This is a genomic window from Micromonospora sp. NPDC049044 (assembly GCF_040649215.1).
Lineage (GTDB): Bacteria > Actinomycetota > Actinomycetes > Mycobacteriales > Micromonosporaceae > Micromonospora.
In genome coordinates this window covers 14,829-38,578 of the sequence record NZ_JBEZFA010000048.1, presented here as the reverse complement: position 1 = coordinate 38,578, position 23,750 = coordinate 14,829, and the positions used below count along the sequence as shown (strand labels likewise).

The 23,750-nt window shown below is 70.8% G+C and carries 25 protein-coding genes; 13 read left to right on the top strand and 12 right to left on the bottom strand.

What is annotated here, in order from left to right; translation table 11 throughout:
• The first annotated feature begins 3 nt into the window (after positions 1-3).
• Positions 4-459 carry a DUF2550 domain-containing protein gene (locus tag AB0B85_RS29435; RefSeq protein WP_357412303.1) on the top strand — a complete coding sequence of 152 codons (456 nt, stop codon included), beginning with the start codon at positions 4-6 and terminating at the stop codon, positions 457-459.
• 721 nt (positions 460-1,180) lie between these two features.
• Here the strand turns inward: AB0B85_RS29435 and AB0B85_RS29430 are convergent.
• Positions 1,181-1,753 (bottom strand): cob(I)yrinic acid a,c-diamide adenosyltransferase, encoded by a 573-nt coding sequence (locus AB0B85_RS29430; protein ID WP_357412301.1) that lies wholly within the window; start codon positions 1,751-1,753, stop codon positions 1,181-1,183.
• Between AB0B85_RS29430 and murA the strand changes: the two genes are divergently transcribed.
• Positions 1,752-3,194 (top strand): UDP-N-acetylglucosamine 1-carboxyvinyltransferase, encoded by a 1,443-nt coding sequence (gene murA, locus AB0B85_RS29425; protein ID WP_357412299.1) that lies wholly within the window; start codon positions 1,752-1,754, stop codon positions 3,192-3,194. The genes AB0B85_RS29430 and murA overlap by 2 nt on opposite strands.
• Positions 3,195-3,239: 45 nt before the next feature.
• Here the strand turns inward: murA and AB0B85_RS29420 are convergent, their stop codons facing one another.
• The gene (locus AB0B85_RS29420; RefSeq protein WP_357412297.1) at positions 3,240-3,788 is read right to left on the bottom strand and encodes an RNA polymerase sigma factor; all 549 of its coding nucleotides are present in this window, start codon (positions 3,786-3,788) and stop codon (positions 3,240-3,242) included.
• 44 nt (positions 3,789-3,832) lie between these two features.
• On the opposite strand from AB0B85_RS29420, the gene AB0B85_RS29415 reads away from it, so the two are divergent.
• Positions 3,833-5,266, top strand: coding sequence for a serine/threonine-protein kinase (locus AB0B85_RS29415; protein ID WP_357412295.1), 1,434 nt, complete (start codon positions 3,833-3,835; stop codon positions 5,264-5,266).
• Here AB0B85_RS29415 and AB0B85_RS29410 read toward each other — a convergent pair.
• Entirely contained in the window at positions 5,257-5,892 is a 636-nt protein-coding gene (locus tag AB0B85_RS29410; RefSeq protein ID WP_357412293.1) for a hypothetical protein, read from the bottom strand. The genes AB0B85_RS29415 and AB0B85_RS29410 overlap by 10 nt on opposite strands.
• 208 nt (positions 5,893-6,100) lie before the next feature.
• Between AB0B85_RS29410 and AB0B85_RS29405 the strand changes: the two genes are divergently transcribed.
• Positions 6,101-6,949 (top strand): 3-hydroxyacyl-CoA dehydrogenase family protein, encoded by an 849-nt coding sequence (locus tag AB0B85_RS29405; protein ID WP_357412291.1) that lies wholly within the window; start codon positions 6,101-6,103, stop codon positions 6,947-6,949.
• 40 nt (positions 6,950-6,989) lie between these two features.
• On the opposite strand, the gene AB0B85_RS29400 is transcribed toward AB0B85_RS29405, so the two are convergent.
• Both AB0B85_RS29400 and AB0B85_RS29395 read right to left on the bottom strand, forming a co-directional pair.
• Complete coding sequence (locus AB0B85_RS29400; RefSeq protein WP_357412289.1) at positions 6,990-7,835, bottom strand: ABC transporter permease; 846 nt, start codon at positions 7,833-7,835, stop codon at positions 6,990-6,992.
• Entirely contained in the window at positions 7,832-8,683 is an 852-nt protein-coding gene (locus AB0B85_RS29395; RefSeq protein WP_357412287.1) for an ABC transporter ATP-binding protein, read from the bottom strand. Before AB0B85_RS29395 ends, AB0B85_RS29400 begins: the two co-directional genes overlap by 4 nt.
• A gap of 151 nt (positions 8,684-8,834) precedes the next feature.
• Between AB0B85_RS29395 and AB0B85_RS29390 the strand changes: the two genes are divergently transcribed.
• Positions 8,835-10,844, top strand: coding sequence for a protein meaA (locus tag AB0B85_RS29390; RefSeq protein ID WP_357412285.1), 2,010 nt, complete (start codon positions 8,835-8,837; stop codon positions 10,842-10,844).
• Between the two features lie 16 nt (positions 10,845-10,860).
• Here AB0B85_RS29390 and AB0B85_RS29385 read toward each other — a convergent pair whose 3' ends face one another.
• The gene (locus AB0B85_RS29385; RefSeq protein WP_357412283.1) at positions 10,861-11,157 is read right to left on the bottom strand and encodes a DUF1540 domain-containing protein; all 297 of its coding nucleotides are present in this window, start codon (positions 11,155-11,157) and stop codon (positions 10,861-10,863) included.
• An 87-nt stretch (positions 11,158-11,244) separates the two neighbouring features.
• On the bottom strand, positions 11,245-11,862 hold the full coding sequence (locus tag AB0B85_RS29380; protein WP_357412281.1) for a DUF4126 domain-containing protein: 618 nt from the start codon (positions 11,860-11,862) through the stop codon (positions 11,245-11,247).
• Positions 11,863-11,933: 71 nt separating this feature from the next.
• Between AB0B85_RS29380 and nucS the strand changes: the two genes are divergently transcribed.
• The gene (nucS, locus tag AB0B85_RS29375) at positions 11,934-12,593 is read left to right on the top strand and encodes an endonuclease NucS (RefSeq protein ID WP_357246312.1); all 660 of its coding nucleotides are present in this window, start codon (positions 11,934-11,936) and stop codon (positions 12,591-12,593) included.
• A gap of 6 nt (positions 12,594-12,599) precedes the next feature.
• Here nucS and AB0B85_RS29370 read toward each other — a convergent pair whose 3' ends face one another.
• Together AB0B85_RS29370 and AB0B85_RS29365 are read right to left on the bottom strand one after the other, a co-directional pair.
• Positions 12,600-13,259, bottom strand: a complete 660-nt coding sequence (locus tag AB0B85_RS29370) for a class I SAM-dependent methyltransferase (protein ID WP_357412279.1) — start codon at positions 13,257-13,259, stop codon at positions 12,600-12,602.
• 80 nt (positions 13,260-13,339) lie between these two features.
• Positions 13,340-14,836 (bottom strand): aldehyde dehydrogenase family protein, encoded by a 1,497-nt coding sequence (locus AB0B85_RS29365; RefSeq protein WP_357412277.1) that lies wholly within the window; start codon positions 14,834-14,836, stop codon positions 13,340-13,342.
• A gap of 306 nt (positions 14,837-15,142) precedes the next feature.
• Here AB0B85_RS29365 and AB0B85_RS29360 point away from each other — a divergent pair, with 306 nt between their 5' ends.
• The 7 genes from AB0B85_RS29360 (at position 15,143) to AB0B85_RS29330 (ending at position 21,468) form a co-directional block, all read left to right on the top strand.
• Complete coding sequence (locus AB0B85_RS29360; protein ID WP_357412275.1) at positions 15,143-15,508, top strand: FHA domain-containing protein; 366 nt, start codon at positions 15,143-15,145, stop codon at positions 15,506-15,508.
• Positions 15,509-15,608: 100 nt separating this feature from the next.
• Positions 15,609-16,673, top strand: a complete 1,065-nt coding sequence (locus AB0B85_RS29355) for an alpha/beta hydrolase (protein ID WP_357412273.1) — start codon at positions 15,609-15,611, stop codon at positions 16,671-16,673.
• Positions 16,674-16,801: 128 nt separating this feature from the next.
• A complete protein-coding gene (locus tag AB0B85_RS29350; protein WP_357412271.1) occupies positions 16,802-18,592 on the top strand; it encodes a 3-hydroxybutyryl-CoA dehydrogenase in 1,791 nt (596 codons plus the stop codon).
• A 40-nt stretch (positions 18,593-18,632) separates the two neighbouring features.
• Positions 18,633-19,127 carry a SigE family RNA polymerase sigma factor gene (locus AB0B85_RS29345; protein ID WP_357412268.1) on the top strand — a complete coding sequence of 165 codons (495 nt, stop codon included), beginning with the start codon at positions 18,633-18,635 and terminating at the stop codon, positions 19,125-19,127.
• Positions 19,124-20,200, top strand: coding sequence for a hypothetical protein (locus tag AB0B85_RS29340; protein WP_357412266.1), 1,077 nt, complete (start codon positions 19,124-19,126; stop codon positions 20,198-20,200). Before AB0B85_RS29345 ends, AB0B85_RS29340 begins: the two co-directional genes overlap by 4 nt.
• Before the next feature lie 58 nt (positions 20,201-20,258).
• Complete coding sequence (locus tag AB0B85_RS29335; RefSeq protein WP_036411703.1) at positions 20,259-20,588, top strand: hypothetical protein; 330 nt, start codon at positions 20,259-20,261, stop codon at positions 20,586-20,588.
• Positions 20,589-20,658: 70 nt separating this feature from the next.
• Complete coding sequence (locus AB0B85_RS29330; protein WP_357412263.1) at positions 20,659-21,468, top strand: alpha/beta hydrolase; 810 nt, start codon at positions 20,659-20,661, stop codon at positions 21,466-21,468.
• 3 nt (positions 21,469-21,471) lie between these two features.
• Here AB0B85_RS29330 and AB0B85_RS29325 read toward each other — a convergent pair whose 3' ends face one another.
• The 3 genes from AB0B85_RS29325 to AB0B85_RS29315 form a co-directional block, all read right to left on the bottom strand.
• Positions 21,472-22,572 carry an AI-2E family transporter gene (locus AB0B85_RS29325; RefSeq protein WP_357412337.1) on the bottom strand — a complete coding sequence of 367 codons (1,101 nt, stop codon included), beginning with the start codon at positions 22,570-22,572 and terminating at the stop codon, positions 21,472-21,474.
• Positions 22,573-22,660: 88 nt separating this feature from the next.
• A complete protein-coding gene (locus tag AB0B85_RS29320) occupies positions 22,661-22,855 on the bottom strand; it encodes a DUF397 domain-containing protein (RefSeq protein ID WP_357412261.1) in 195 nt (64 codons plus the stop codon).
• Positions 22,846-23,625 (bottom strand): helix-turn-helix transcriptional regulator, encoded by a 780-nt coding sequence (locus tag AB0B85_RS29315; RefSeq protein ID WP_357412335.1) that lies wholly within the window; start codon positions 23,623-23,625, stop codon positions 22,846-22,848. The genes AB0B85_RS29320 and AB0B85_RS29315 overlap by 10 nt, the downstream gene beginning before the upstream one ends.
• Positions 23,626-23,750 lie beyond the last annotated feature (125 nt).

The following is a 23,750-nucleotide window of genomic DNA, read 5'->3' as shown; positions in this document are numbered from 1 at the left end:
GGGATGGACATCGTCGAAGGAATCGGGATCGGCGTAGTCGTCATCCTCGGCGCGCTGCTCACCCTCTTCGTCCGGCGAGCCCTGGTCACCCGCAGCGGTGGCATCATCCGGCTCAGCGTCCGCGTCACCACCATGCTCGACGGCCGTGGCTGGTCGCCCGGCTTCGGCCGGTTCGCCGGTGACGAGCTGCGGTGGTACCGAATGTTCAGCTTCGCGATCCGACCCAAGCGGGTGCTCTCCCGCAAAGATCTGGCGGTCGAACGCCGCCGGCTGCCGGAGGGTCAGGAACGCCTCTCCATGCCGGCCGACTGGGTGATCCTCCGCTGTACCAGTCACCACGCACCGGTGGAGATCGCCATGGCGCGGTCTACCGTCACCGGTTTCCTCTCCTGGCTCGAGGCCGCCCCTCCGGGGGCGGTCTCGCCGCGTATGGCCTCCCAGGACTGGCCGGCTGCCTGAGCGTCGCCTCTGGCCGATCCCGGCGTCTGTGGTTGCGGCCGGGCTATCCGGGACCGCGACCACGAACAGCCGCACCCGCTCCCGGAAGCCCGGACCACGAACAGCCGCACCGCCGCCGGAAACCCGGACCACGAACAGCCGCACCCACAGCCGGAAGCCCGGACCCGCGACCACGAACAGCCGCGCCGCCGCCGGCAACCCCGGGTTTGCGCGGGCGGATGCGGCTGTCTTCGGTTGCGGTCCGGGTTTCCGGGGAGCCCACCCGGCTCCGGGCGGTCAAGCTTGATCCCTGCGCCGGGCGGGCTCCCCGGAAACCCGTCGGGGGCACTCTGTGTCACGTCGGCGCGGGGTTTCGTCACCTACCGTTGCTGGTGCGGCTGGGTCTAGCCGCTCCCGGCTCCCAGGCGGCCTTGATCGACACGGTTTTCATGATGTCGGGGTGTCCTGGCGACTTGATGCCGCGGTTTCAATGAACACGAGTGGATCATGCCCCAGCCGCGCCCGGCGTGCCGGGCCAGGGCTGACGCCCGGCTGGACCCGGTCGGTCAGGGCTGACGCCCGGCTGGACCCAGCCGGCCAGGGCTGACGGGCCCAGCCGCCCAGGGCTGACGGGTGGCCGGCGGTCGGCGTGCTGGTGGGCGAGCCGGCCGGCTGTCTTGGTTACGCGTGGCGGCGGCCAGAGTGGGAATTCAGACCTCGACGTGGTGCGGTGCACCGACGGTCAGCGCTTGCCGCCCGGCACCCATAGCACATCTCCTGCCGGATTTGCCGTTCTTGACAGGATAAAGAGCAGATCGGAGAGCCGGTTGAGATACTTTGCCGGGAGGGTGCTGGTCCGGTCCGGATCGTGGCTGACCAGCGCCCACGCCGCGCGTTCGGCTCGCCGGGCGGTGGTCCGTGCCACGTGGAGCAGCGCCGCGCCGGGGGTGCCGCCGGGGAGGATGAAGGAGTCGAGCTTGCTGAGGCGTGCGTTGTACTCGTCGCACCAACCTTCGAGGCGCTCGACGTACTCCTCGGTCACCCGCAGCGGCGGGTACTTCGGCTCCGGCTCGACCGGGGTGGACAGGTCGGCGCCGACGTCGAACAGATCGTTCTGCACCGACGCCAGCACGTCGCGAAGCTCCGCTTCGAGGTTTCCCAGTGCGAGTGCGACGCCGATCGCGGCGTTGCACTCGTCGACATCCGCGTACGCCGCGATCCGAGGATCGGTCTTCGGCACCTGCTCGTTGTTGCTCAGCCTGGTCATGCCGGCATCGCCGGCCTTGGTGTAGATGCGCGTGAGGTGGACGGCCATGACGCACAGCCTACGGATACCCGACCTGACGATCCCGGCGCCGCCGGAGAGCGCGACCGGTTGGCCGGTGGTGGTGGGCCCCGGCGACGCGGGCGACCCGGCGGTAAACGATGTCGACGTCATCCGGGTGCACGGCGACGCCCGGCTCACCGGCACCGTGCACGTGGTGGGGGCGAAGAACTCGGCGTTGAAGCTGATGGCCGCCGCGCTGCTCGCCCCGGGCCGCAGTGTGATCACGAACGTCCCACGGATCACCGACATCGCGATCATGGGCGAGGTGCTGCGCCGGCTGGGCTGCGACGTCCGGTTCGACGCGGATGACCCGGTCGACCCGATGGTGGCCCGGGGCGGGGTGGCCCGGTCCCGCTCGGTGACCATCGACGTACCGGAGCAACCGGGCGCGGAGGCCGACTACGACCTGGTCCGGCGGTTGCGCGCGTCGATCTGTGTGCTCGGCCCGCTGCTGGCCCGCCGGGGGTACGTGCGGGTGGCCCACCCCGGCGGCGACGCGATCGGCTCGCGTGGCCTGGACATGCACATCTCCGGGCTGACCCGGATGGGTGCGGAGATCTCCGGCGAGCACGGGTTCGTGATCGCCGAGGCCCCGCACGGGCTGCACGGCGCGGACATCGTGTTGGACTTCCCCAGCGTGGGCGCGACCGAGAACCTGGTGATGGCGGCGGTGCTGGCCCAGGGCGTCACGACGATCGACAATGCCGCTCGGGAGCCGGAGATCGTCGACATCTGCACGATGCTCAGCCAGATGGGCGCGCGGATCTCCGGTGCGGGCACCTCCACGTTGCGGATCACCGGGGTGCCCGGTCTGCACGCGGTGCGGCACGCCACGGTGGGGGACCGGATCGTCGCCGGCACCTGGGCGTTCGGGGCGGCGATGACCCGCGGCGACGTGACGGTGACCGGGCTGGACCCGGCGTACCTGGAGGTCGCGCTGGACAAGGTGGTGGCGGCCGGCGGCCTGGTCGAGACGCGCGGTGACGGCTTCCGGGTACGCATGGACGACCGGCCCCGCGCGGTGGACGTGGTGACCCTGCCGTATCCCGGCTTCGCCACCGACCTGCTGCCGATGGCGATCGGGCTGGCCGCGGTCAGTGACGGGGCCTCGCTGATCACCGAGAACATCTTCGACGGTCGGTTCATGTTCGCGAACGAGATGATGCGGCTCGGCGCGGACATCAAGACCGACGGGCACCACGCGGTGGTCCGCGGGCGGGACCGGCTCTCCGGCGCACCGGTGCAGGCGACCGACATCCGCGCCGGCGCTGGGCTGATCATCGCCGGGCTGTGCGCACAGGGGGTCACCGAGGTTTCCCACGTGCACCACGTCGACCGCGGTTACCCGGACTTCGTGGCCGATCTCCGCGCGCTCGGGGTGGCGGTCGAGCGGGGCACCACCCCGGAGGAACCGGCGCTGGAGATCTGAGACCCGCGGACCACGCGACCGGTGCCTGTCGCGGCGCTCGTGCTGTCAGGCGGCCCGCAGCGAGGCGCGTACGTGCCGTCGCGCGTCGTGGATGCGTGACTTCAGGGTGCCGACCGGAATGTCGAGATGGTCGGCGATCTCGTCGTAGGTCAACTGGCACAGGTCACGCATCACCAGTGGGGCGACCAGTTCGGGTCGGTGCGCCTCAAGCCGTTCCAGTGCGTCGAGCAGGTCGAGCCGGGAGCCCGCGATCACGCTCGTCGTGCGCGGGTCGGCGGCGTCGAGGGGCAGCACTCCCGTGGACTGCTCGTCGGCCCGGCGCTTGAGGCTCCGGTACGTCTGCCGGGCGCAGTTGGCCGTGACGACGTACAGCCAGGTGGAGAACTTCGAGCGTCCCGCGAAGCTGTCAATCTTGCGTGCGACCTGCAGCAGGGCGTCCTGGCACGCCTCCTCGGCGTCCTGCCGGCACGGAAGGAGGCGCAGGCACTGCCGCAGAACCTGCGGGCCGACCCTGATCAGCAGCGCGTCGAGAGCGGCGGCGTCGCCCGTGGCGGCACGGCCGGCAAGCTCCTCAACTTCAAGATCGTCTGACATGCTCCGGCCCCGTTCGTCCCCGTCCTGGGGGCCATAATACGGACGTGTCAGTACCCGACAAGATCGGCCGATATCGCATTCTGCGGCGAATCGGTTCCGGAGCGTTCGCCACCGTCTGGCTCGGCGCGGACGACGCCCTGGACGCGTCGGTGGCGATCAAGGTGCTGGCCGACAACTGGTCGTACCACGCCGATCTGCGGGAGCGCTTCGAGCAGGAGGCGCGGATCATGCGGCGGACGGATTCCAGCCTGCTCGTGCGCGTTCTCGACGTCGGTGAGCTGCCCGACGGTCGGCCGTACCTGGTGATGCCGTACGCGGCCGGTGGCACCCTCGCGGATCGGCTGGTCTCGGGGCCGATGCCGGTACGGGAGGCCCTGCTCGTCGCGGCCGATATCGCCGGTGCCGTCACGGTGCTGCACGAGGCCGGTGTGCTGCACCGTGATCTCAAGCCGTCCAATGTGCTGTTTCAGCCGGGGGCGGATCGGGATCGGGTGCTCGTCGCCGACCTCGGCCTGGCCAAGGCGCTCGCGAACGCGTCAGGCTTCACCATCGCCGCCGGCACACCCGGCTACATGCCGCCGGAGCAGGCCACTCCTGGCGGCGGCCTGGACATCCGCGCCGACGTGTACGCGATCGGCGCGACCCTGTACCACATGCTGACCGGGAGCCCGCCCGAGCAGGTCAGCCGCGCGGGCCGGGGTGGGCGGTCGGTGCCCAGGCCGTCCCAGGTGCGACCCGGAGTGCCGTCCATGGTGGACGATCTGGTGCGACGCGCGCTGCATCACGATCCCCGGCAACGGTGGGCGTCCGCCGCAGTCCTGCTCGACGAGCTGCACCGGGTCATCGCGTCGATGGAACGACACAGGGGCCGTGGCCGTTTCGTGCGGTGGTCGGGAAGGGTTGTCGGGGTCGGGGTCGCACTGACCGCGGTGCTGGCGACGGCGGGGTCCAACGCCACACTGGCGACCCGGTCGGGTTGGGTACGCGTGCACGACGTCTCTGGTGCCCTGTCGGTCGCGGTGCCGTCGAGCTGGGCCGGCGAGGTGAAGGACGCCGGCTGGGATCCTTCGGTGCTGCGACTCCCCGCTGGCCAGGCGCCGGGTCTCGTGATCGCCCCGGACCTCGGCGCCTGGCCCGACCCGGCGAGCGACATACCCGGGGTGTTCGTCGGTGCGAGCAAGGCGTTGCTTGCCGGCGGCGCGGCACCCGCGCTGCCCAGCCACACCTCCTGCGTCAGGCAGCCCGACCGGACCCTGGACGTGGGTGGTAACCAGGCCCGGGTGCGGCGCTGGACCTCGTGCGGCGCCGCGGTCTCCTTCAGCGAGGTGGTGCTCGGCGTGCCGCAGCGCGGCTTCGGCGTCTACCTGCAGATCAAGCAGGTAGGCGCCGCCGACCTGACCGACGAGATCCTGGCCGACCTGCGGTTGTCCAGCTCACTGGCGCCGCAGGCCGGCCGGGTCCGATCCGTCTATTCGTAGCAGTCCTGGTTCTTGAGCTGCAGGGCCAGCGCGGTGACCTTGCCGTTCCTCGTCGCGATGCGGTAGGAGGCCTTGTTGTTGCCGGGGGTCGTTGCGTAGCCCCGGGCGTTTGCCGCGTCCGCGTTCTCGGCGGGCCGGTACGCCGGGTAGATCCGGAGCATCTCGGCGCTTGACATGCCGATGCGCAGACCCTCGGGCGTCTTGATGCCGGACCACGCGCTGATGGCGGCGATTCCCAGGGTCGGCGAGAGGGTGACGGCTCCCTCTTCGAACGGGGCGGCGCGCAGGGTTGCCGTACCGCAGCGGCCCGTGGTGGCGAACGGGCGCAGCATTTCTGTCGCGGTGGCCTGCTGACGGGTCATTCCGAGCTTCAGCGAGCCGATGCCATCCGGGCCCAGGACGAGCTGATCGGTGGGGCTCGACGGCCGCGCCGACGCCGAGGACGACGCGGACGGCGTGGCCGACGCGGACGGCGCGGTTGAAGCGGGCGTCGCGGTAGTGGCCGCGCTGGTCGTGGGGTCTGGTGAGCCGGCCGGGGCGGCGTTGCCGTCCTGGTGCGCGGGTGTCGCACACCCGGCGACGAGGAGAAGGCAGGCGAGGGTTCCGGCAACGGACGTGGCACGCATCGTGAGCTCCTGGCTTGTTCCGCTTGGTGTTTGTTGTCGTAGGGTTCGATGCACCCGCGAGGGAGTTTGTTCGGAGAACGGAGTCGTGAATCCGTCACCGGTCGCCCTGGGGGGCGCCAGACATCCTTTCGTGCCGAGCACTTAGTCATCGTTCAGGTCTGCCGGCTAGGGTGCAGTGAGGCACTCAATCGCAGCGAGGGAGAAGTAGATGGCGGGTCGACTCGCGGTCGTCGGGGCGGGGTTGATGGGTTCCGGCATCGCCCAGGTGGCGGCGCAGGCGGGCTGGCAGGTGACGCTGCGCGACCTGGACGACGCGGCCACCAACCGGGGGATCGGCGGCATTCGGAAGTCACTTGAGAAGTTCGCCGAGAAGGGCAAGATCGAGGCGTCCGAGGTCGAGGCGACGCTGGCCCGGATCACCCCGACCACCGAGCTGGAGGCGGCGGCCGATGCGGACATCGTGGTCGAGGCGGTCTTCGAGCGGCTGGAGATCAAGCACGAGGTGTTCCGCGCCCTGGACAAGATCTGCAAGTCGGACGCGGTGCTCGCCACCAACACCTCGGCCATCCCGGTCACCCAGATCGCCGCGGTGACCGAGCGGCCCGAGGCGGTCGTCGGCACCCACTTCTTCTCCCCGGTGCCGATGATGCAGCTCTGCGAGCTGGTGCGCGGTTATTCGACAAGCGACGCGACGCTCGACACCGCGCGGGCGTTCGCCGAGGAGATCGGCAAGACGGTGGTGGTGGTCAACAGGGACATCGCCGGCTTCGTCACCACCCGGTTGATCTCTGTCCTGGTGATGGAGGCGGTCAAGCTCGTGGAGTCCGGCGTGGTGTCGGCCGAGGATCTGGACACCGCCTGCCGGCTGGGCTTCGGGCACGCGATGGGCCCGCTGGCCACCACCGACCTGACCGGCGTGGACGTGCTGCTGCACGCCTCGAAGAACATCTACACCGACACGGCCGACGAGAAGTTCTTTCCGCCGGAGCTGCTCCAGCGGATGGTCACCGCCGGCGACCTGGGCCGCAAGACCGGCAAGGGTTTCTACACGTACTGAGGGAGGTCGGCCGGGGCGGCATCCCGCCCCGGCCGGTCGGTCAGCCGTCGCGCCTGGTGGTCCAGCGGAACGTGGTCAGGCAGAGCACCAGACCGATCACGCACCACAGGGCCAGCACCAGCGCGACCCGGCCCAGCTCGAACGAGCCGCCCGGTTCCTGGGCGCCGAAGCTCTCCGGCAGGAAGACCGACCGCAGCCCCTGGCACATCCACTTGAGCGGGAACAGCGCCGCCACCTGCTGCATCCAGGTGGGCAGGTCGGTGAAGACGAAGAACACCCCGGAGATGAACTGGAGCACCAGGGCGACCGGGGTGACCACCGCCGAGCCGCTGCGGGCGGTGCGGGCCAGCGACGAGATGGCGATGCCGCACAGGGTGCACGCGGTCACGCCGAGCACGGCTACCCAGCCGAAGGTGAGCCACTTCCCGGCGGTGCCCGGCAGGTCGAGGTCGAACAACGCCACAGCGACGGCAAGCAGCAGCGCGGTCTCGGCGATGCCGATCCCCACCACCATGAGGACCTTGCCGGCGAACCACACCCACTTCGGCATCGGCGTGCCCTGGTAGCGCTTGAGCACCCCGCGGTCGCGCTCGATCGGGATCCAGACGCCCAGGTTCTGGAAGCTCACAGTCATCAGGCCGGTCGCGATCATGCCGGTGATGAAGTACTGCGTGTACTTGACCCCGCCACCGATCTCGCCGCTGAAGATCGACGCGAAGATCAGGATCATGATGATCGGGAAGCCCATTGTGAAGACCACAGACTCCCGGCTGCGCAGGAACTGGGTGATCTCCAGTCGGCCCTGGCGCAGGGCGAGCGCGCCAGCACGTGGTAGCCGGCCGCGGGTGATGGTGAGCGGTGTGGCCGGCTTCGTCGTGGTCGTCATCGCGCGTGTCCGATCATGGTGAGGTAAACGTCCTCCAGGGTCGGTCGGGTCACCGTGAGCCCGGGAACCTCGCCGCCATAACGCGCGGCCAGGTCGGCCACCAGGGCCGTCGGCGTCGCGGTTTGGGCAAGCTCCGGTGTCCCGTCCGGGGTACGCCAGGAGACCGTGGCAAGGGCCTCCTGCCGGTTGCCCAGCCGGTTCGGGGCGGCCACCTCGACCAGCCGGCCGCCGGCGATCACCCCGACCCGGTCGGCGAGCGCCTCCGCCTCGTCCAGATAGTGCGTGGTGAGCACGATCGTGGTGCCGGCCGCGGCGAGGTCGCGGATCAGCTCCCAGAACTCGCGGCGGGCCTCCGGGTCGAAGCCGGTGGTCGGCTCGTCGAGGAAGAGCAGCTCGGGGCGACCGATGATGCCCAGCGCCACGTCCAGGCGGCGCTTCTGACCGCCGGAGAGGGTGTGCGTACGCGCCTTCGCCTTGTCGGCCAGCCCGACCCGTTCGATCACCTTGCCCGGGTCGTCGGCGTCGGGATAGAAGCCGGAGAAGTGCCGGATCACCTCGGCCACTGTCAGCTCGTCGAACTCGCCGGTGCCCTGGAGCACGATGCCGACGCGGGAGCGCCAGTCGGTGTCCGGTTTCTCGGGGTCCGTGCCGAGCACCGAGACCTCACCGGCATCCCGGTGTCGGTAACCCTCCAGGATCTCCACGGTGGTGGTCTTCCCGGCGCCGTTCGGGCCGAGCAACGCGAACACCTCGCCCCGGCGTACGTCGAGGTCCACGCCCGCCACCGCGACGTTGTCGCCGTACGCCTTGCGCAGCCCACGGACGGAGATGGCCAGCTCGTCATCCATGCCGTCAAGTGTGCGTCCTGACCCGACCGGCGTCGTGTCCGGGGTGTAGCGGTGCGCACCACTGCGCGTACTTCGCACCCGGACATCCCCGACATGGACCTGTGTGGTTTTCCACAACCCGTTTTACTGAACGGTAACTTAAGCTCCAGGCATGGATGAGACGGCATCTGCGGGGCGGCTGCCCGAGCGGGACCGCCCGTGGGTGATGCGCACCTACGCCGGGCACTCGTCGGCCACCGCGTCCAACGCCCTCTTCCGGCGCAACCTGGCAAAGGGGCAGACCGGCCTCTCGGTCGCCTTCGACCTGCCCACCCAGACCGGGTACGACCCGGACCACGAGTTGGCCGCCGGTGAGGTCGGTCGGGTCGGCGTGCCGGTGGCCCACCTCGGCGACATGCGGGCGCTCTTCGACGGCATACCGCTCGCCGAGATGAACACCTCGATGACCATCAACGCCCCGGCGATGTGGCTGCTCTCCCTCTACGGCACCGTCGCCATGGAGCAGGGCTGGACCGCCGACATGCTCGCCGGGACCACCCAGAACGACATCATCAAGGAGTACCTGTCCCGGGGGACCTACATCTTTCCGCCGGCCGCCTCGCTGCGGCTCACCGCCGACGTCATCGCCCACACGGTGACGACGATGCCCCGGTGGAACCCGGTGAACATCTGCTCGTACCACCTCCAGGAGGCCGGTGCCACGCCGGTGCAGGAGGTGGGCTTCGCGCTGGCCACCGCGGTAGCCGTGCTCGACGCGGTCCGGGACTCCGGCCAGGTGCCGCCGGAGCGGATGGGCGACGTGGTGCAGCGGGTCTCGTTCTTCGTCAACGCAGGTGTGCGTTTCGTCGAGGAGATCGCCAAGATGCGCGCGTTCGGCGTGCTCTGGGACGAGATCACCCGGGACCGGTACGCGGTCACCGACGCCCGGCAACGACGGTTCCGCTACGGCGTGCAGGTCAACTCGCTCGGCCTCACCGAGGCGCAGCCGGAGAACAACATCCAGCGCATCGTGCTGGAGATGCTCGGGGTGACGATGTCCCGCGACGCGCGGGCCCGCGCCGTGCAGCTGCCCGCCTGGAACGAGGCGCTCGGCCTGCCCCGCCCCTGGGACCAGCAGTGGTCGCTGCGGATGCAGCAGGTCCTGGCGTACGAGTCGGATCTGCTCGAATACCCGGACCTGTTCGCCGGCTCGCACGTGATGACAGCGCTGGTGGACGAGATCGTCACCGGGGCCCGGGTCGAACTGGACAAGGTGCTGGAACTGGGCGGCGTGGTGGCGGCCGTGGAGACCGGCTACCTCAAGAGCGCGCTCGTCGGCTCGCTGGCCGAGCGCCGCCGCCGGATCGAGTCCGGTGCCGACGTGGTGGTCGGGGTCAACCGCTACCCCGAGACCGAGCCCTCGCCGCTCACCGCCGCCGGAGCGGACGCCGTCGAGCAGGTCGACCCCGCGGTCGAGGCCGCCGCCGTCGAGGGCGTACGCCGATGGCGTGCCGATCGGGACGGCGCGGCAGTGGACGCGGCACTCGACCGGCTCCGCGCGGACGCCGCGACCACCACCAACCTGATGCCGGCCACCCTGGCGTGCGTGCGGGCCGGGGTGACCACCGGCGAGTGGGCCGGCGCGCTGCGGCAGGTCTTCGGCGAGTACCGGGCACCCACCGGCCTGGCCGGTGCCACGGGCGGCGGTGGCGGGGGCCCGCGCCTCGCCGCCGTCCGCGAACGGGTCGTCGCCACCGCCCGGGAGTTGGGCAGCGGCCGGCTGCGGCTGCTGGTCGGCAAACCGGGACTGGACGGGCACTCCAACGGCGCGGAGCAGATCGCGGTACGCGCTCGCGACGCCGGTTTCGAGGTCGTCTACCAGGGCATCCGGCTGACCGCGGGGCAGATCGTCGCCGCCGCGGTCGAGGAGGACGTCGACCTGGTCGGGCTGTCGGTGCTCTCCGGTTCGCATCTGGCCGCCGTGCCCGCGGTGCTCGACGGGCTGCGCGCCGCCGGGCGGGCGGACCTACCGGTGGTCGTGGGCGGCATCATCCCCGCCGGTGACGCGGACACGCTCCGGGCGGCCGGGGTGGCCCGGGTCTTCACCCCGAAGGACTTCGCCCTCACCGACATCATCGACGACCTGGTGACCGTCATCCGGCGGGCCAACGACCTGCCCTGATCCGGCCGTCGGCGGGTCAGCGGCTGGCGTACGTCATGCAGTCGGCCAGGTCGTTGTCCGGGCCGACCCGGATGGCCGACGCGTGGCACTCCAACTGCTCGTTGTGCCGGCAGTCGGCCCGCTGGCAGGCACCGACCTGGGCGGTCAGGCCGTCCACCCCGCCGCGTACCGGCGACTCGACGAAGGTGTGGCAGTGCGCGTGATCCATGCTGCCGATCGTGATCGCGAAGGCGTGGCAGTCGCCCGCCTGGTTGTACGCGCACGCGGCGACGACACATTCCTGGACTCGGGGCATCTCCAACGCTGCGGTCATGCCAACCTCCTCTAGGTCTTTGCCCTGATCCTAGGCTTTTGCCGGCCCGGCCGACCCCGATATGCCGGGCCGACCGGGCACCTGCGCTCAGACCCGGTAGCCGGCGGCGCGGGCCGCCTCGCGTTCCCGGCGGCGTTCGGAGCGCCGTCGCAGGAACCAGTAGAAGAAGGCCACCAGGCCGAGCAGGAAGGCCAGCACCAGCACCGGCAGGACGATCGCCACCAGGGAAACCACAACGCTCGTGGCATCCTCGGCGGTGCTGGCCACCGGGGCGCCGAACCCGGCGGTGGTCGCGTTGATCACCGGCCGGGCCGCGGATTTGAGCAGGTGTACGCCCAACGCCAGCAGCACGCCGGTGGCGACCGGCACCCACTCGTGCGACGAGAAGAAACTCCCCGGGTCGCTGACCGTCACCGTCTCCGACGAGGATCCGGCACCGAAGGCCAGGCCACCGGCGGTGGGACGGACCACTGTCTGCACCACGTCGTTTATGTGGTCGACCACCGGCACCTTGTCCGCCACCGTCTCCACGGCGAGCAACACGGTCAGGATGACGATGACCCAGCCGTTGCCGAGCCAGGTCCAGCCGCTTGGCAGGTCGATCAGGTCGGTGTAGCGGCCGAGCAGGCCGAGGACAAGAAGGGGTATGTAGGCGTTCAGGCCCGCCGAGGCGGCGAGGCCGGTGCCGGTGAGGACTTCGAACACGGTCTCAGCATCGCATCGACGCGCCAGTGCCGCTCGGTGGCGACCGCTGGGTCCTCGGCTACCCTCGTCGGGTGCGGTTGGTCATTGCGAAGTGCTCGGTGGACTATGTCGGACGGCTCTCGGCTCACCTGCCGCCGGCCACCCGGTTGCTGATGGTGAAGGCGGACGGGTCGGTGTCGATCCATGCCGACGACCGGGCGTACAAGCCGTTGAACTGGATGAGCCCGCCGTGCCGGTTGGAGGAGGCCCCCGGCGTGTGGCGGGTGGTCAACAAGGCCGGCGAGGAGCTGCGGATCACCCTGGAGGAGATCTTCCAGGACACCTCGTACGAGCTGGGCGTGGACCCGGGCCTGCGCAAGGACGGGGTGGAGGCGCACCTGCAGGAGTTGTTGGCCGCCAACCCCGGTGCGTTGGGCGAGGGGTTCACGCTTGTCCGCCGCGAGTACATGACGGCGATCGGCCCGGTCGACCTGCTCTGCCGGGACGCCAACTCCGGTGCGGTCGCCGTGGAGGTCAAGCGGCGCGGCGACATCGACGGTGTGGAGCAGCTGACTCGATACCTCGAGTTGATGAACCGTGACCCGCTGCTCAGCCCGGTGGCCGGGGTCTTCGCGGCTCAGGAGATCAAGCCGCAGGCCCGGGTGCTCGCCGCCGACCGGGGCATCCGGTGCGTGGTCGTGAACTACGACCGGTTGCGGGGCATCGAAAAGGACGAACTGACGCTCTTCTGATCGGGCTCACCCGCCGCTACGCACCGCGATCAGCGACTTGGGCAGGCCGAACGCCCGCTCGACAAGCATTGTCGAGTCGGGGAAGTAGTGGCGCATCTGCGAGCGGTCGAGCAGTTCGGTCCAGAGGACCTGGTGGATGGCGGCCTCGTGACTGCGGGTCGGCTTGTGGCCCAGCGGCCAACGGCGGGCGAGCGCGGTGCGCAGTCGCACCGGCAGGAACTGCATCCCGGGCGCGATCCAGTGTGGCTCGATGGGGAAGTAGCGGTAGGGCGTCTGCACCCAGTGCCGGTCGGCCATCGCGCGGGCGGCGGCGGCGAAGCGCAGCCGGCGTTCGTGCCCGCCCACATGCTCCAGCACGGAGTTGGAGAAGACCAGGTCGTAGTCGCTCCTGGTGAGGCGCGGTGGCAGCTCGCAGGCGTCGGCCTGTTCGACGTGGGCCCAGTCCGGCACGACGGCTGGCGGCTGCTCCAGGTTGATGACCGTCACCCGGGCCGGTCGGACGGTCGCGCGGTGCCAGGTGCCGAGCCGGCCGCCCAGGTCGACCACGTGCATGTCGCCGATGTCGGGAAAGGTGCGCGCCAACCAGTCCGAGCGGTGCCGGCGCCGCCGCGCACTCCACGACTGGTCGCTGTCGACAAGGCGGTAGCGCAATCGATTGGGGCCCATTTAACGTAATGTACCGCCGCTGACACCGCACATAAACATGTGGATACGCCGATCCTTAGTGAAGATCGGTTATCTGACACTCACCTTCCGTACATAATTTTGATGGCCTTGACGAGTCGGGCCACGTCGGTCGGGGTCCGTTCGAAGGTCATCGAGGGCAGCAGCGAGCGGGCCCGACGGCGGGTCACGGCCTTGGCCCGGCCGAACTCGCGCAGCCCGTCCGCCCCGTGGATCCGCCCGAAGCCGGAGTCGCCGACCCCACCGAAGGGCAGGGTGGACATGCCGGCGAAGGTCAGTGAAGAGTTGATCGCGGCCATTCCGGAGCGCAGCTGCCGCGCGATGGCCACCGCCCGCCGCCGGCCGAAGACCGAACCGCCGAGGCCGTACGACAGGGCGTTGGCGCGGCTGACGGCCTCGTCGGCGTCGCGGACCCGGCTGATGGTGAGCGTCGGGCCGAAGGTCTCCTCACGGACGGCGGCCGACTCCTCCGGGACGTCCACGAGCACCGTCGGGTGCACGTACGGCGGCTGGACCGCGCTCGGGCCGCCGAGCACGGCACGCCCGCCGGAGGCGATCGCCGCGTCGATGTGCTGGCGGATCACGTCGAGTTGCCGGGGCATGGTGATCGGCCCGATGTCGGTGCCCTCCGGCCCGACGGTCAACCGACCGGCCCGGGCGACCACCTTGTCGACGAAGGCGTCGAAGACCGAGTCGACGGCGTACACCCGCTCGATGCCGATGCAGGTCTGACCCGCGTTTGTCATGCCGCCCCAGACGCACGCCTCGGCCGCGGCGTCCAGGTCGGCGTCGCTGTCGACGATCATGGCGTCCTTGCCGCCGCCCTCGATCAGCACCGGGGTCAGCGTCTCGGCGCAGGCGGCCATCACCTTCCGGGCGGTGGCGGTCGAGCCGGTGAAGGCCACCTTGTCGACCCCGGAGCGGCACAGCGCCGCCCCCACGTCGCCCAGCCCGTGCACTGCGGTGAACACCTGGTGCTCGGGCACCACCTCGGCGAAGCTGTCCACCAGCCACTGGCCGGCGGCCGGGGTGTATTCGCTCGGCTTGAGCACCACGGCGTTGCCGGCGGCCAACGCGTACGCGGCGGAACCGATCGGGGTGAAGACCGGATAGTTCCAGGGCCCGATCACGCCGACGACACCGTGCGGCTGGTATTCGAGGTGGCCGGAGAACTCGGCGAGGATCAGCCGGGACCGCACCCGGCGCGGGCCGAGTACGCGGCTGGCGTTGCGGGCGGCCCAGTCGATGTGCTCGATCGCGGTGACGATCTCGACGATGGCGTCGGCGGTCGGCTTGCCGCCCTCGACATGCACCAGCTGGGCCAGCTCCTCGATGCGTTTGGCGAGCAGGGCACGCCAGCGCAGCATCCGTTCGCGGCGGTCGGTGAAGCCGAGCCCGGCCCACCACCCGCCGGCCGTGCGGGCGTTCTCGACGGCCCGCCGGACGTCGGCGTCGGTAGCGACCGGGAACCGGCCGGCTTCCGCACCGGTGGCCGGGCTGGTGGAGACCAGCCGACCTGCCTCGATGACCGGAAGACCGGGGACATGCACAGCCGTCATGGCGGAAGTCTAGACCCGAAGATTACTCACGGGTAGGTCCGGATCGTGACCAACCGGGCCGGAGCCGTAGCGCTTCGCCTGATCGTTTATCAGTGCAGGCCACGATGCCGATGACGAAAACGACCCGCCCGAACCGTCGAACGGTGGGTAGCCGGGAGGTGACGAGGAGCTGACCGGCCGGTCGGTATCGATGACTACCGTCTGATGGCAGGCTGACGCGCGGAGTAACGGTGTGGGGTGGAGGGCTGACTGTCCATGGAGGAACATCCGGAACTTATGCCGCTGTTGACTGTGGCGGGTGGGCCGATGCGCGGAGCGAGCTTTCGACTTCGGGTCGAGCCGCAGGTGGTCGGTCGGGCACCGACCGGTCACGTCGTCATCAGCGACCCGCACCTGAGCCGCCGCCACGCGGAGGTGTGGTTGGCCCCGGAGGGCCCGTCGCTGCGCGACCTCGGCTCGACAAACGGCACCTGGCTCAACGATCGCCGGATAACCGACGTCGAGCGGCTCTCCGACGGCGACGTGATCCGACTCGGCCGTACCGAGCTGCGCCTGTTCGACCCGGGGGTGGCCCACACCGATCCGGTGGGGCTCAGTTTCGGCCCGTCCCGGCGCGACGTTCGACCGACACTGCCGCTGCCGTTGGCCGCGCCGCCCAGCGCCCGCCGCTGACCGGGGCACGCCGACCCGGGCGTGGCCCACACCTGGGCCGCACCCGGGGTGGCGGTCCCGCACCTGGACCCGCACCGGCCGGCCTGGCACCATCGCGCGGATGGAAACCGAGCAGCGCAGCGTCCCGGCGAACGGCATCACCCAGGCGGTACGGGTGGCCGGACCGCCGGACGGCACCCCGGTGCTGCTGATCCACGGCAACTGCTCGTCGGCGCTGTTCTGGGAGCCGCTGGTCCGGCGGCTACCGCCGACCCTGCGGGTGGTCGCCCCCGACCTGCGCGGATACGGCGACACCGAGACCGCCCCGGTGGACGCCACCCGAGGCCTGCGCGACTTCGCCGACGACGTGGCCGCCCTGCTCGACGACCCGACCCTGTTCGACAGCGACGGCACCCGCCCGGTGGTGGTCGGGCACTCCCTCGGCGGCGGGGTGGCGATGCGCCTCCTCGTCGACCACCCGGACCGGGTGGGCGCGTTGCTGCTCGCGGCACCGGTCTCCCCGTACGGCTTCGGTGGCACCCGCGACCTGACCGGCACCCCGACCACCGCCGACTTCGCCGGCACCGGCGCGGGCTCGGCCAACCCGGACTTCGTCGCCCGGCTCGCCGCCGGCGACCGGAGCGCGGACACCCCAGCCAGCCCGCGCGCCGTCCTGCGCGCCACCTACGTGGCCGACCCGGCGACCCTGGGCACCGACGAGGACCTGCTGCTGGACACCGTGCTCTCCACCGCCACCGGCGACGACAACTACCCGGGCACGGCGGTGCCCTCGACGAACTGGCCGGGCACCGCGCCGGGCGAACGTGGCGTGCTCAACGCGCTCGCACCGACCTGGTTCCGGCTCGCCGACGAGCTGGTGGCCGTCGCCGACAAGCCTCCGGTCACCTGGGTACGCGGCGACGCCGACGTCATCGTCTCGGACACCTCGCTGTTCGACCTGGCGTACCTGGGCTCGCTCGGTCTCGTGCCCGGCTGGCCGGGCGAGGCGGCCTGTCCACCCCAGCCGATGGTCGGCCAGACCCGGTCGGTGCTGGATCGGTACGCGGCGGCCGGCGGCGCGTACCAAGAGGTGGTGTTGCCCGGCTGCGGGCACAGCCCGCACCTGGAACGGCCTGCGGAATTCGTCGCCGAGCTAATGGCGCTCACCGACGGGCTGGCCGCCTAGCGACGGTCCCGCATCGTCGGCGGTGACATGTGCCACGGCGTCTCGACAACCGGACGTCACGTGGCAGACTCGCGCGCAAAGCCTTAGCGGCCGTTCGGGGTCGTGTGGAGTGTCTGGGGAGGCCGGTCGTGGCGCGCGAGTTCAACACCGTGGGTGTGGTGGGGCTGGGCACCATGGGTGCCGGCATCGTCGAGGTCTTCGCCCGCAACGGCATCGACGTGGTCGCTGTCGAGATCTCCGAGGCGGCGCTGGACCGCGGCCGGGCCACCCTCACCGCCTCCACCGACCGGGCGGTCGCCAAGGGCAAGCTCGCCGCGGCGGACCGCGACGCCCTGCACGAACGCGTGCACTTCGCTGTCGGGCTGCCCGCGCTGCACTCCGTCGACCTGGTCATCGAGGCGGTGCCCGAGCACCTCGACCTCAAGCAGCGGATCTTCGCCGAGCTGGACCGGGTCTGCCGGCCGGACGCCATCCTCGCCACCAACACCTCGTCGCTGAGCGTCACCGAGATCTCGGTGGCCACCACCCGGCCCAACCAGGTGATCGGGATCCACTTCTTCAACCCGGCGCCGGTGATGAAGCTTGTCGAGGTGGTCCGCACCGTGGTCACCTCGCCCGAGGTCGTCGCCGACGTCGAGGCGCTCTGCGCCCGGCTCGGCAAGGTCGACGTCACCATCAACGACCGGGCCGGTTTCATCGCCAATGCGCTGCTCTTCGGCTACCTCAACCACGCGGTCGGCATGTTCGAGGCGCACTACGCGACCCGGGAGGACATCGACGCGGCCATGAAGCTCGGCTGCGGCCTGCCGATGGGCCCGCTGGCGCTGATGGACCTGATCGGCCTGGACACCGCGTACGAGATCCTGGACACCATGTACCGGCGCGGCGGGCGGGACCGCAGGCACGCCCCGGTGCCGCTGCTGAAGCAGATGGTGACCGCCGGGTTGCTCGGTCGGAAGTCCGGCCGGGGCTTCTACACCTACGAGCGGCCCGGCTCGCCGGTGGTCGTACCGGATGAGGTGACGCCGCTGACGTCGGACGGCGGGCTCGCCGACGGCGCGCGAGTGATCGCCAAGGTCGGCGTGGTGGGGTCCGGAACGATGGCCACCGGAATCATCGAGGTCTTCGCGAAGGCCGGCTACGAGGTCGTCTCGGTGACCCGCGGCGCGGAGAAGTCCGCGACGGTCTGCGAGGCGGTGAAGACGTCGCTGAACAAGGGCGTGGTGCGCGGCAGGCTCACCGAGGCTGACCGCGACGCCGCGCTCGGCCGGATCAGCTGGTCGGCCACGCTCGACCACCTCGCCGACGTGGACCTGGTGGTCGAGGCGGTGATCGAGGAGTTGAGCGTGAAGAAGGCGCTCTTCGCGAGCCTCGACGAGATCTGCAAGCCGGGCGTGGTGCTTGCCACCACCACCTCCTCGCTGCCGGTGATCGACGTGGCGATGGCCACCCACCGACCGGCCGACGTGGTGGGACTGCACTTCTTCAACCCGGCACCGGTCATGCCGCTGGTCGAGGTGGTCCGCACGATCCGCACCTCCCCGGAGACCATCGCCACCGCCCGTGCCGCCTGCGCCGCACTCGACAAGACCGGTGTGGTCTGCGCTGACCGGTCCGGGTTCATCGTCAACGCGTTGCTCTTCCCCTACCTGAACGACGCGGTGAAGATGCTCGAGGCCAGCTACTCGACGGCCGACGACATCGACCACGCCATGAAACTCGGCTGCGGCTACCCGATGGGCCCGTTCGAGCTGCTCGACGTGGTCGGCCTGGACGTCGCGCTGGCGATCCAGCGCGAGCTGTACCTGGAGCTGCGCGAGCCGGGCTTCGCGCCCGCGCCGCTGCTGGAGCACCTGGTCACCGCCGGCTACCTGGGCCGCAAGACCCGTCGCGGTTTCCGCGACCACTCGCACCGCTGACGGGGTCAACGCCGGAGGGGCCCGGCCGCGTCTGAGGGATGTGACCTTCGAGGAGTACGTCGGTAGCCGCGGCCCGGCCCTGATCCGGCTGGCGCGGCTGCTGACCGGTGACGAGCACCGGGCTGAAGACCTCACCCAGGAGGTGCTGTCCCGGGCGTACGTGCACTGGCGCAAGATCTCGCGGGCGGACCGACCCGACGTGTATGTACGTCGAATGCTGGTCAACGCCAACAACTCCTGGTGGCGTCGCCGGTCCAACCGTGAGTTGGTCGTCGACACCTTCGCCGACCGGGCGCAGCGTGGCGACCTCGGCCGCGAGGCGGCCGACCGGGACGAGATGTGGCGGCTCATCCTCGGCCTGCCCGAACGCCAGCGGGCGGTGCTGGTGCTGCGCTTCTACGAGGACCTCGACGACGCGACGATCGCCCAGATCCTGGACTGCTCGCCGGTCACCGTCCGCACCCACGCGATGCGGGCGCTCGCCAACCTCCGGGAGCGCTGCGGTGCCCCGGCCACGAACGGGAGCCGGTCGTGATCGACCTCGACGAACAGATCGCCCAGACCCTGCGGGAGCATGCCGAGGGTGGCGTGGACACCGACCGGCTGTTGCGAGCCTCCCGTGCTCGGGGCCGCCGCAGACAGGTGCACCGCCGGGCCGCCGTGGGCACCGCCCTGTGCCTCGTCGGGGCGCTCGGCTTCGTCGGAGTTACCGGATCGGACCTCGACGAACTGACCGGCCGCCTGCCCTGGACCACTGCGACGTCCACGCCCTCCGTGGTCCTGCCGCGCGCCGACGGAGTGCCCGGCGCCGCCGCCGACCCGACGCTGGTGGGTGCCGATCCGCAGGTGCTGCACTTCGGCGTCGACCCGGCGCGGGCGCGCTACCTGGGCTGGGAGGTGATCCGAGATCACGCCGAGAGGGTACGGCTCAGCGTGGCGGGCAGTGAGGAGGTGCTTATCGACGTGAGTCGCAACGTGGAGGTGTTCTCCGGCAGCGTCACCGTCGACGGCACCTCGTTCGACGTGACCGAGTCGGGACGCCCGGTGTTCGACGGCGCGATCCGCCCGGCCAGCGGTGTGGCCGGCGCGCTCGTCATGTTGTGGCAGCCCGTGCCGGGCCTGTACGCCCGCGCCGTCATGTTGCAGGGAAACCGGGCCGTGCTGACCAAGGCGGTCGAGGCCCTGCGGTGGAAGGAGGCCCGACGGTGCGCCGCGCCGCTGCGGCTCGGTGCCCTGCCCGAGGGCGCGAAGGTCACCGGCTGCTCGGTCGACGTCGACTCGTACCCGAGAGTGGTCACCGCCCGGTTCGACGTGGTGCGAGCCCCGACGGAGAGAATGTCGGTGGAGTACCGGTATGTGAGTCAGGGGGGTACCTACACCAACGCCGATCGGACCATCGCCGGCCGGCCGGCGTTGCTCTCGGGGAGGGGGACGAGGTTGGAACTGGTCGGCATCCCCAAGACGACGGTGCTCGCCGATTTCGCGTGGCCCGCCGGCGAAGGAACTCCCATGAACTGGCCGAAAAGCTTCACCGAGGCGGACGCGACGCTGGTGCTGGCGGACGTGAAACTGTCGGAGGACCCGACCAGGTCGCAGACCTGGGAGTGACCTCGACCGTCGGGCGGGCCGGCCGGAGGGTCGTCCCGCCCGACGGAACGTACGCTTGGTGACTGTGAGCCCCCGTCGCAACCGCCCTCGCCGGGACGAGAACGCCAACCTGGACGCCGACCGTGTCCGGCAGGGCGTCGCCTCGGTGCAGCAGTGGACCGACGGCGCCTGGCAGGTGCGTGGGATCGGCGCGGGGGCGTCGGTCAAGACGTACCGCTGCCCCGGTTGTGACCAGGAGATCCGACCCGGGGTGGCGCACCTGGTGGCCTGGCCGGCGGACGGCCTGGGTGACCTGACCGACCGGCGGCACTGGCACAGCGGCTGCTGGCGGGCCCGGGACCGGCGCGGGCCGGCGGTGCAGCGCGGCCGGGGCACCCCGCGCTACTGACCGAGCGACCTGGATCACCCTGTTCGTGCCTGGGCGGGCGGCGGCGCTCACTTCACGACACACTTGGGCGGTGAGCACAGCGATCCGCGCGTCGTCGATCCTGCCCGGCCGCCGGGAGGACATCGAGCTGCACACCGCCGACGGTCTGCGGCTGGTCGGCGAGCTGGCACTGCCGGCCGACCGGCCGCCGGTGGCCACCCTGGTCTGCCTGCACCCGCTGCCCACCCACGGCGGAATGATGGACAGCCACGTCTTCCGTAAGGCGGCCTGGCGGTTGCCCGCCCTGGCCGACCTGGCCGTGCTGCGGTTCAACACCCGGGGTACCAGCAGCCTGCGCGGCACCAGCGAGGGAGCCTTCGACGGCGCGGTGGGGGAGCGCTACGACGTGGCCGCCGCCATCGAGTACGCGGAGTTCGCCGAGCTGCCCAACATCTGGCTGGTCGGTTGGTCGTTCGGCACCGACCTGGCGTTGAAGTACGGCTGTGACCCGGCGGTCGCCGGGGCGATCCTGCTCTCCCCGCCGCTGCGCTTCTCCGCCCCGGAGGACCTGGCCACCTGGGCAGCCTCGGGTCGGCCGCTGACGGCGCTGGTGCCCGAGTTCGACGACTACCTGCGGCCGACCGAGGCGCGGGAGCGGTTCGCCGCCGTGCCGCAGGCCGAGGTGGTCGGGGTCCCGGGCGCCAAGCACCTCTGGGTGGGCGACGCGGAGACGGTGCTCGACGAGATCGTCCGGCGGGTCAACCCGGCCGTCGAGGTGCCGCTCCCGACGACCTGGGACGGCCCGATGGAGTCCGGCGACGTCAGCGCGTACGCCGACCGGACGGTGGCGTCGTTCGCGGACACACCAGTCCCCGGGCCGGCCGCCGGTCAGGCCGGCTGACCCTCAGCGGGTCTCCTGACGGGGCAGCACCACCTCGCGCAGGATCAGTTGCAGCGCGGCGACCGTGGGGATGGCGATCAGCGCGCCCACGACGCCCAGCAGCGCCACCCCGAGCAACGCGGCCAGCAGGGCGGCCACCTCGTTGACCTCCACCGAGCGCCGCATCACCTTCGGGTAGATCAGGTAGTTCTCCACCTGCTGGTAGATGAGGAAGAAGATCGCGCAGGCGATGCCGGTGGGCAGGTCGGCGGCGAAGCCGACAAGGCTCACGATCACCGCGCCCAGGGTGGCACCGATCTGCGGGATCAGATCGGTCACCGCCACCACCACGGCCAGCGCGAACGGGTACGGCAGCCCGACGATCAGCGCGAAGACGAAGGTGGTCGCGCCGGCCAGCACCGCGATGCTCAGCGCGCCGACCATGTAGGCACCCACCTTGGCCAGGATCTCGTCGCCGATCAGCTGCACCCGCTCCCGCCGGGACCGGGGCACCAACGAGTAGCCCAGACCGCGCAGCTTGTTGAAGTAGGCCAGGAAGTAGATCGTCAGCACCAGCACGGTGAGCGTCCGGAACACCGTGCCGAAGATCAGTTGGGCGCCGCCCAGTACCCCGCCGAGCGCCCGCCCGATGGTCTGCGCGTTGGCCGCGCTCTGCACGCGCTCCACCACGTCGTACCGCTCCACCAGGTCGTTGACCGTCGGATTGCGGCGCAGCTCGTCGAGCAGGCTCGGGATCTGGTCGATGAACTGCCCCGACTGCGTCACGATCGGCGGCACCAGCGCCACCACGCCACCGCAGAGCAGCAGCACCACTGTCAACGCGACAGCCGCCACCGCCAGGCCGTGCGGCACGCCCCAGCGGCGTAGCCGGACCACCGCCGGGTTGAGGCCGACCGCCAGGAACAGCGCGATCACCACAAGCACCAGGATGCCGCCGGCATTGCGAATCCCCAGATAGAGGGTGTACGCCAGCAGCACGCCGAGCGCCCCGGTGAACCCGATCAGGAAACTGCTGCGGCGTAACGGACGACCAGGAGTGCCGAACTTCCCGGACGGGACCGCCGGCGGCTCGTCCGGGTCGAACCCCGGAGCGGGAACCGGCACCGGCGGTGGCGTCTCCGCCGACGGGGCACCGGACGTCGCGTCCGGGTCGTCAGTCGACGGATCGTGCTGTGGCAACAGAACCCCCGGCTCAGGCCGTCGGACGAGCGGCGACAGCGACGAACGCCCGCCACGCGGCCGGCGCGAACATCAGCACCGGACCGGTCGGGTCCTTGCTGTCCCGAACCCCCACGACCCCGGGCAGATTGTCCGCCACCTCGACGCAGTCGCCCCCGCTAACGCCGCTGCGGGTTGATTTGCGCCATTCAGCGCTCTTCAGCTCCATGTCGTCACGATCCTCTTCATCAGCTCGATGGACTGCCGGCGGGACAGGGCATCGTTCCGCACGCTTTCCCATCTCGCGAGCAGCGTAGCCAGACCATCCTCGGTGTCCACAACGGTGCCGCCAAGCTGGTTTTCCAGGTGCCCCACCCAGCCGCCGTCGGCGCCCCGGGCCAAGACGAACGGCCCCGACAGCCCTGGATGCAGCCCGACCTCGGCGGGCACGATGTGCACGCTGACGTTGGGCTGTTCCGCGCAGGAGACCAGGTGGGTGACCTGTTCGACCATCAGGCCGACGAACTCTTCCCCGGTGCGCCTCAGCACCAGTTCGTCGATGACGGCAACGAACTGCGGGGGCTCGGCCTGAACGAGCAGCGACTGGCGGTCCATACGGCCGGCCAGCAACCGGTCCAAGCCGTCGGCGCTAAGGGACTCGTCGCCGCGCAGCACCGCGCGGGCGTAGTTTTCGGTCTGTAGCAGGCCGGGGATCAGCGTGGGTTGGAAGCAGCGCAGTTGGCGGGCGTTGCGCTCGGCGTCCAGCCACGGCCGGAACCAGCTCGGCTGGCCGTCGCGCTCGGCGAGTTTGAGCAGGTAGACGAGCAGACCGCCGGTGGCCAGGACCTCGTCGGCGCGGGCCAGGAAGAGCCGGTCCAGCGGACGCTGGCCCAGCTCCAGCGCGGACACCATCGAGCCGGAGTAGTGCACCAGCCGGCCGAAATCCTCCTGGCTCATCCCGGCGGCGGTCCGCAGCCGCCGCAGCTGCGCACGGATCATGTCGGCCGTCGGCGCGGCGTCGCCTTCCACAGTGCCTCCGCAGGTCGAGGGTCCTCTCCACCGGTCGACCCGGCGGGTCATGCCGTCACCGCAGTCACCCCACCGGACCCGGCGATGCCTTCCGA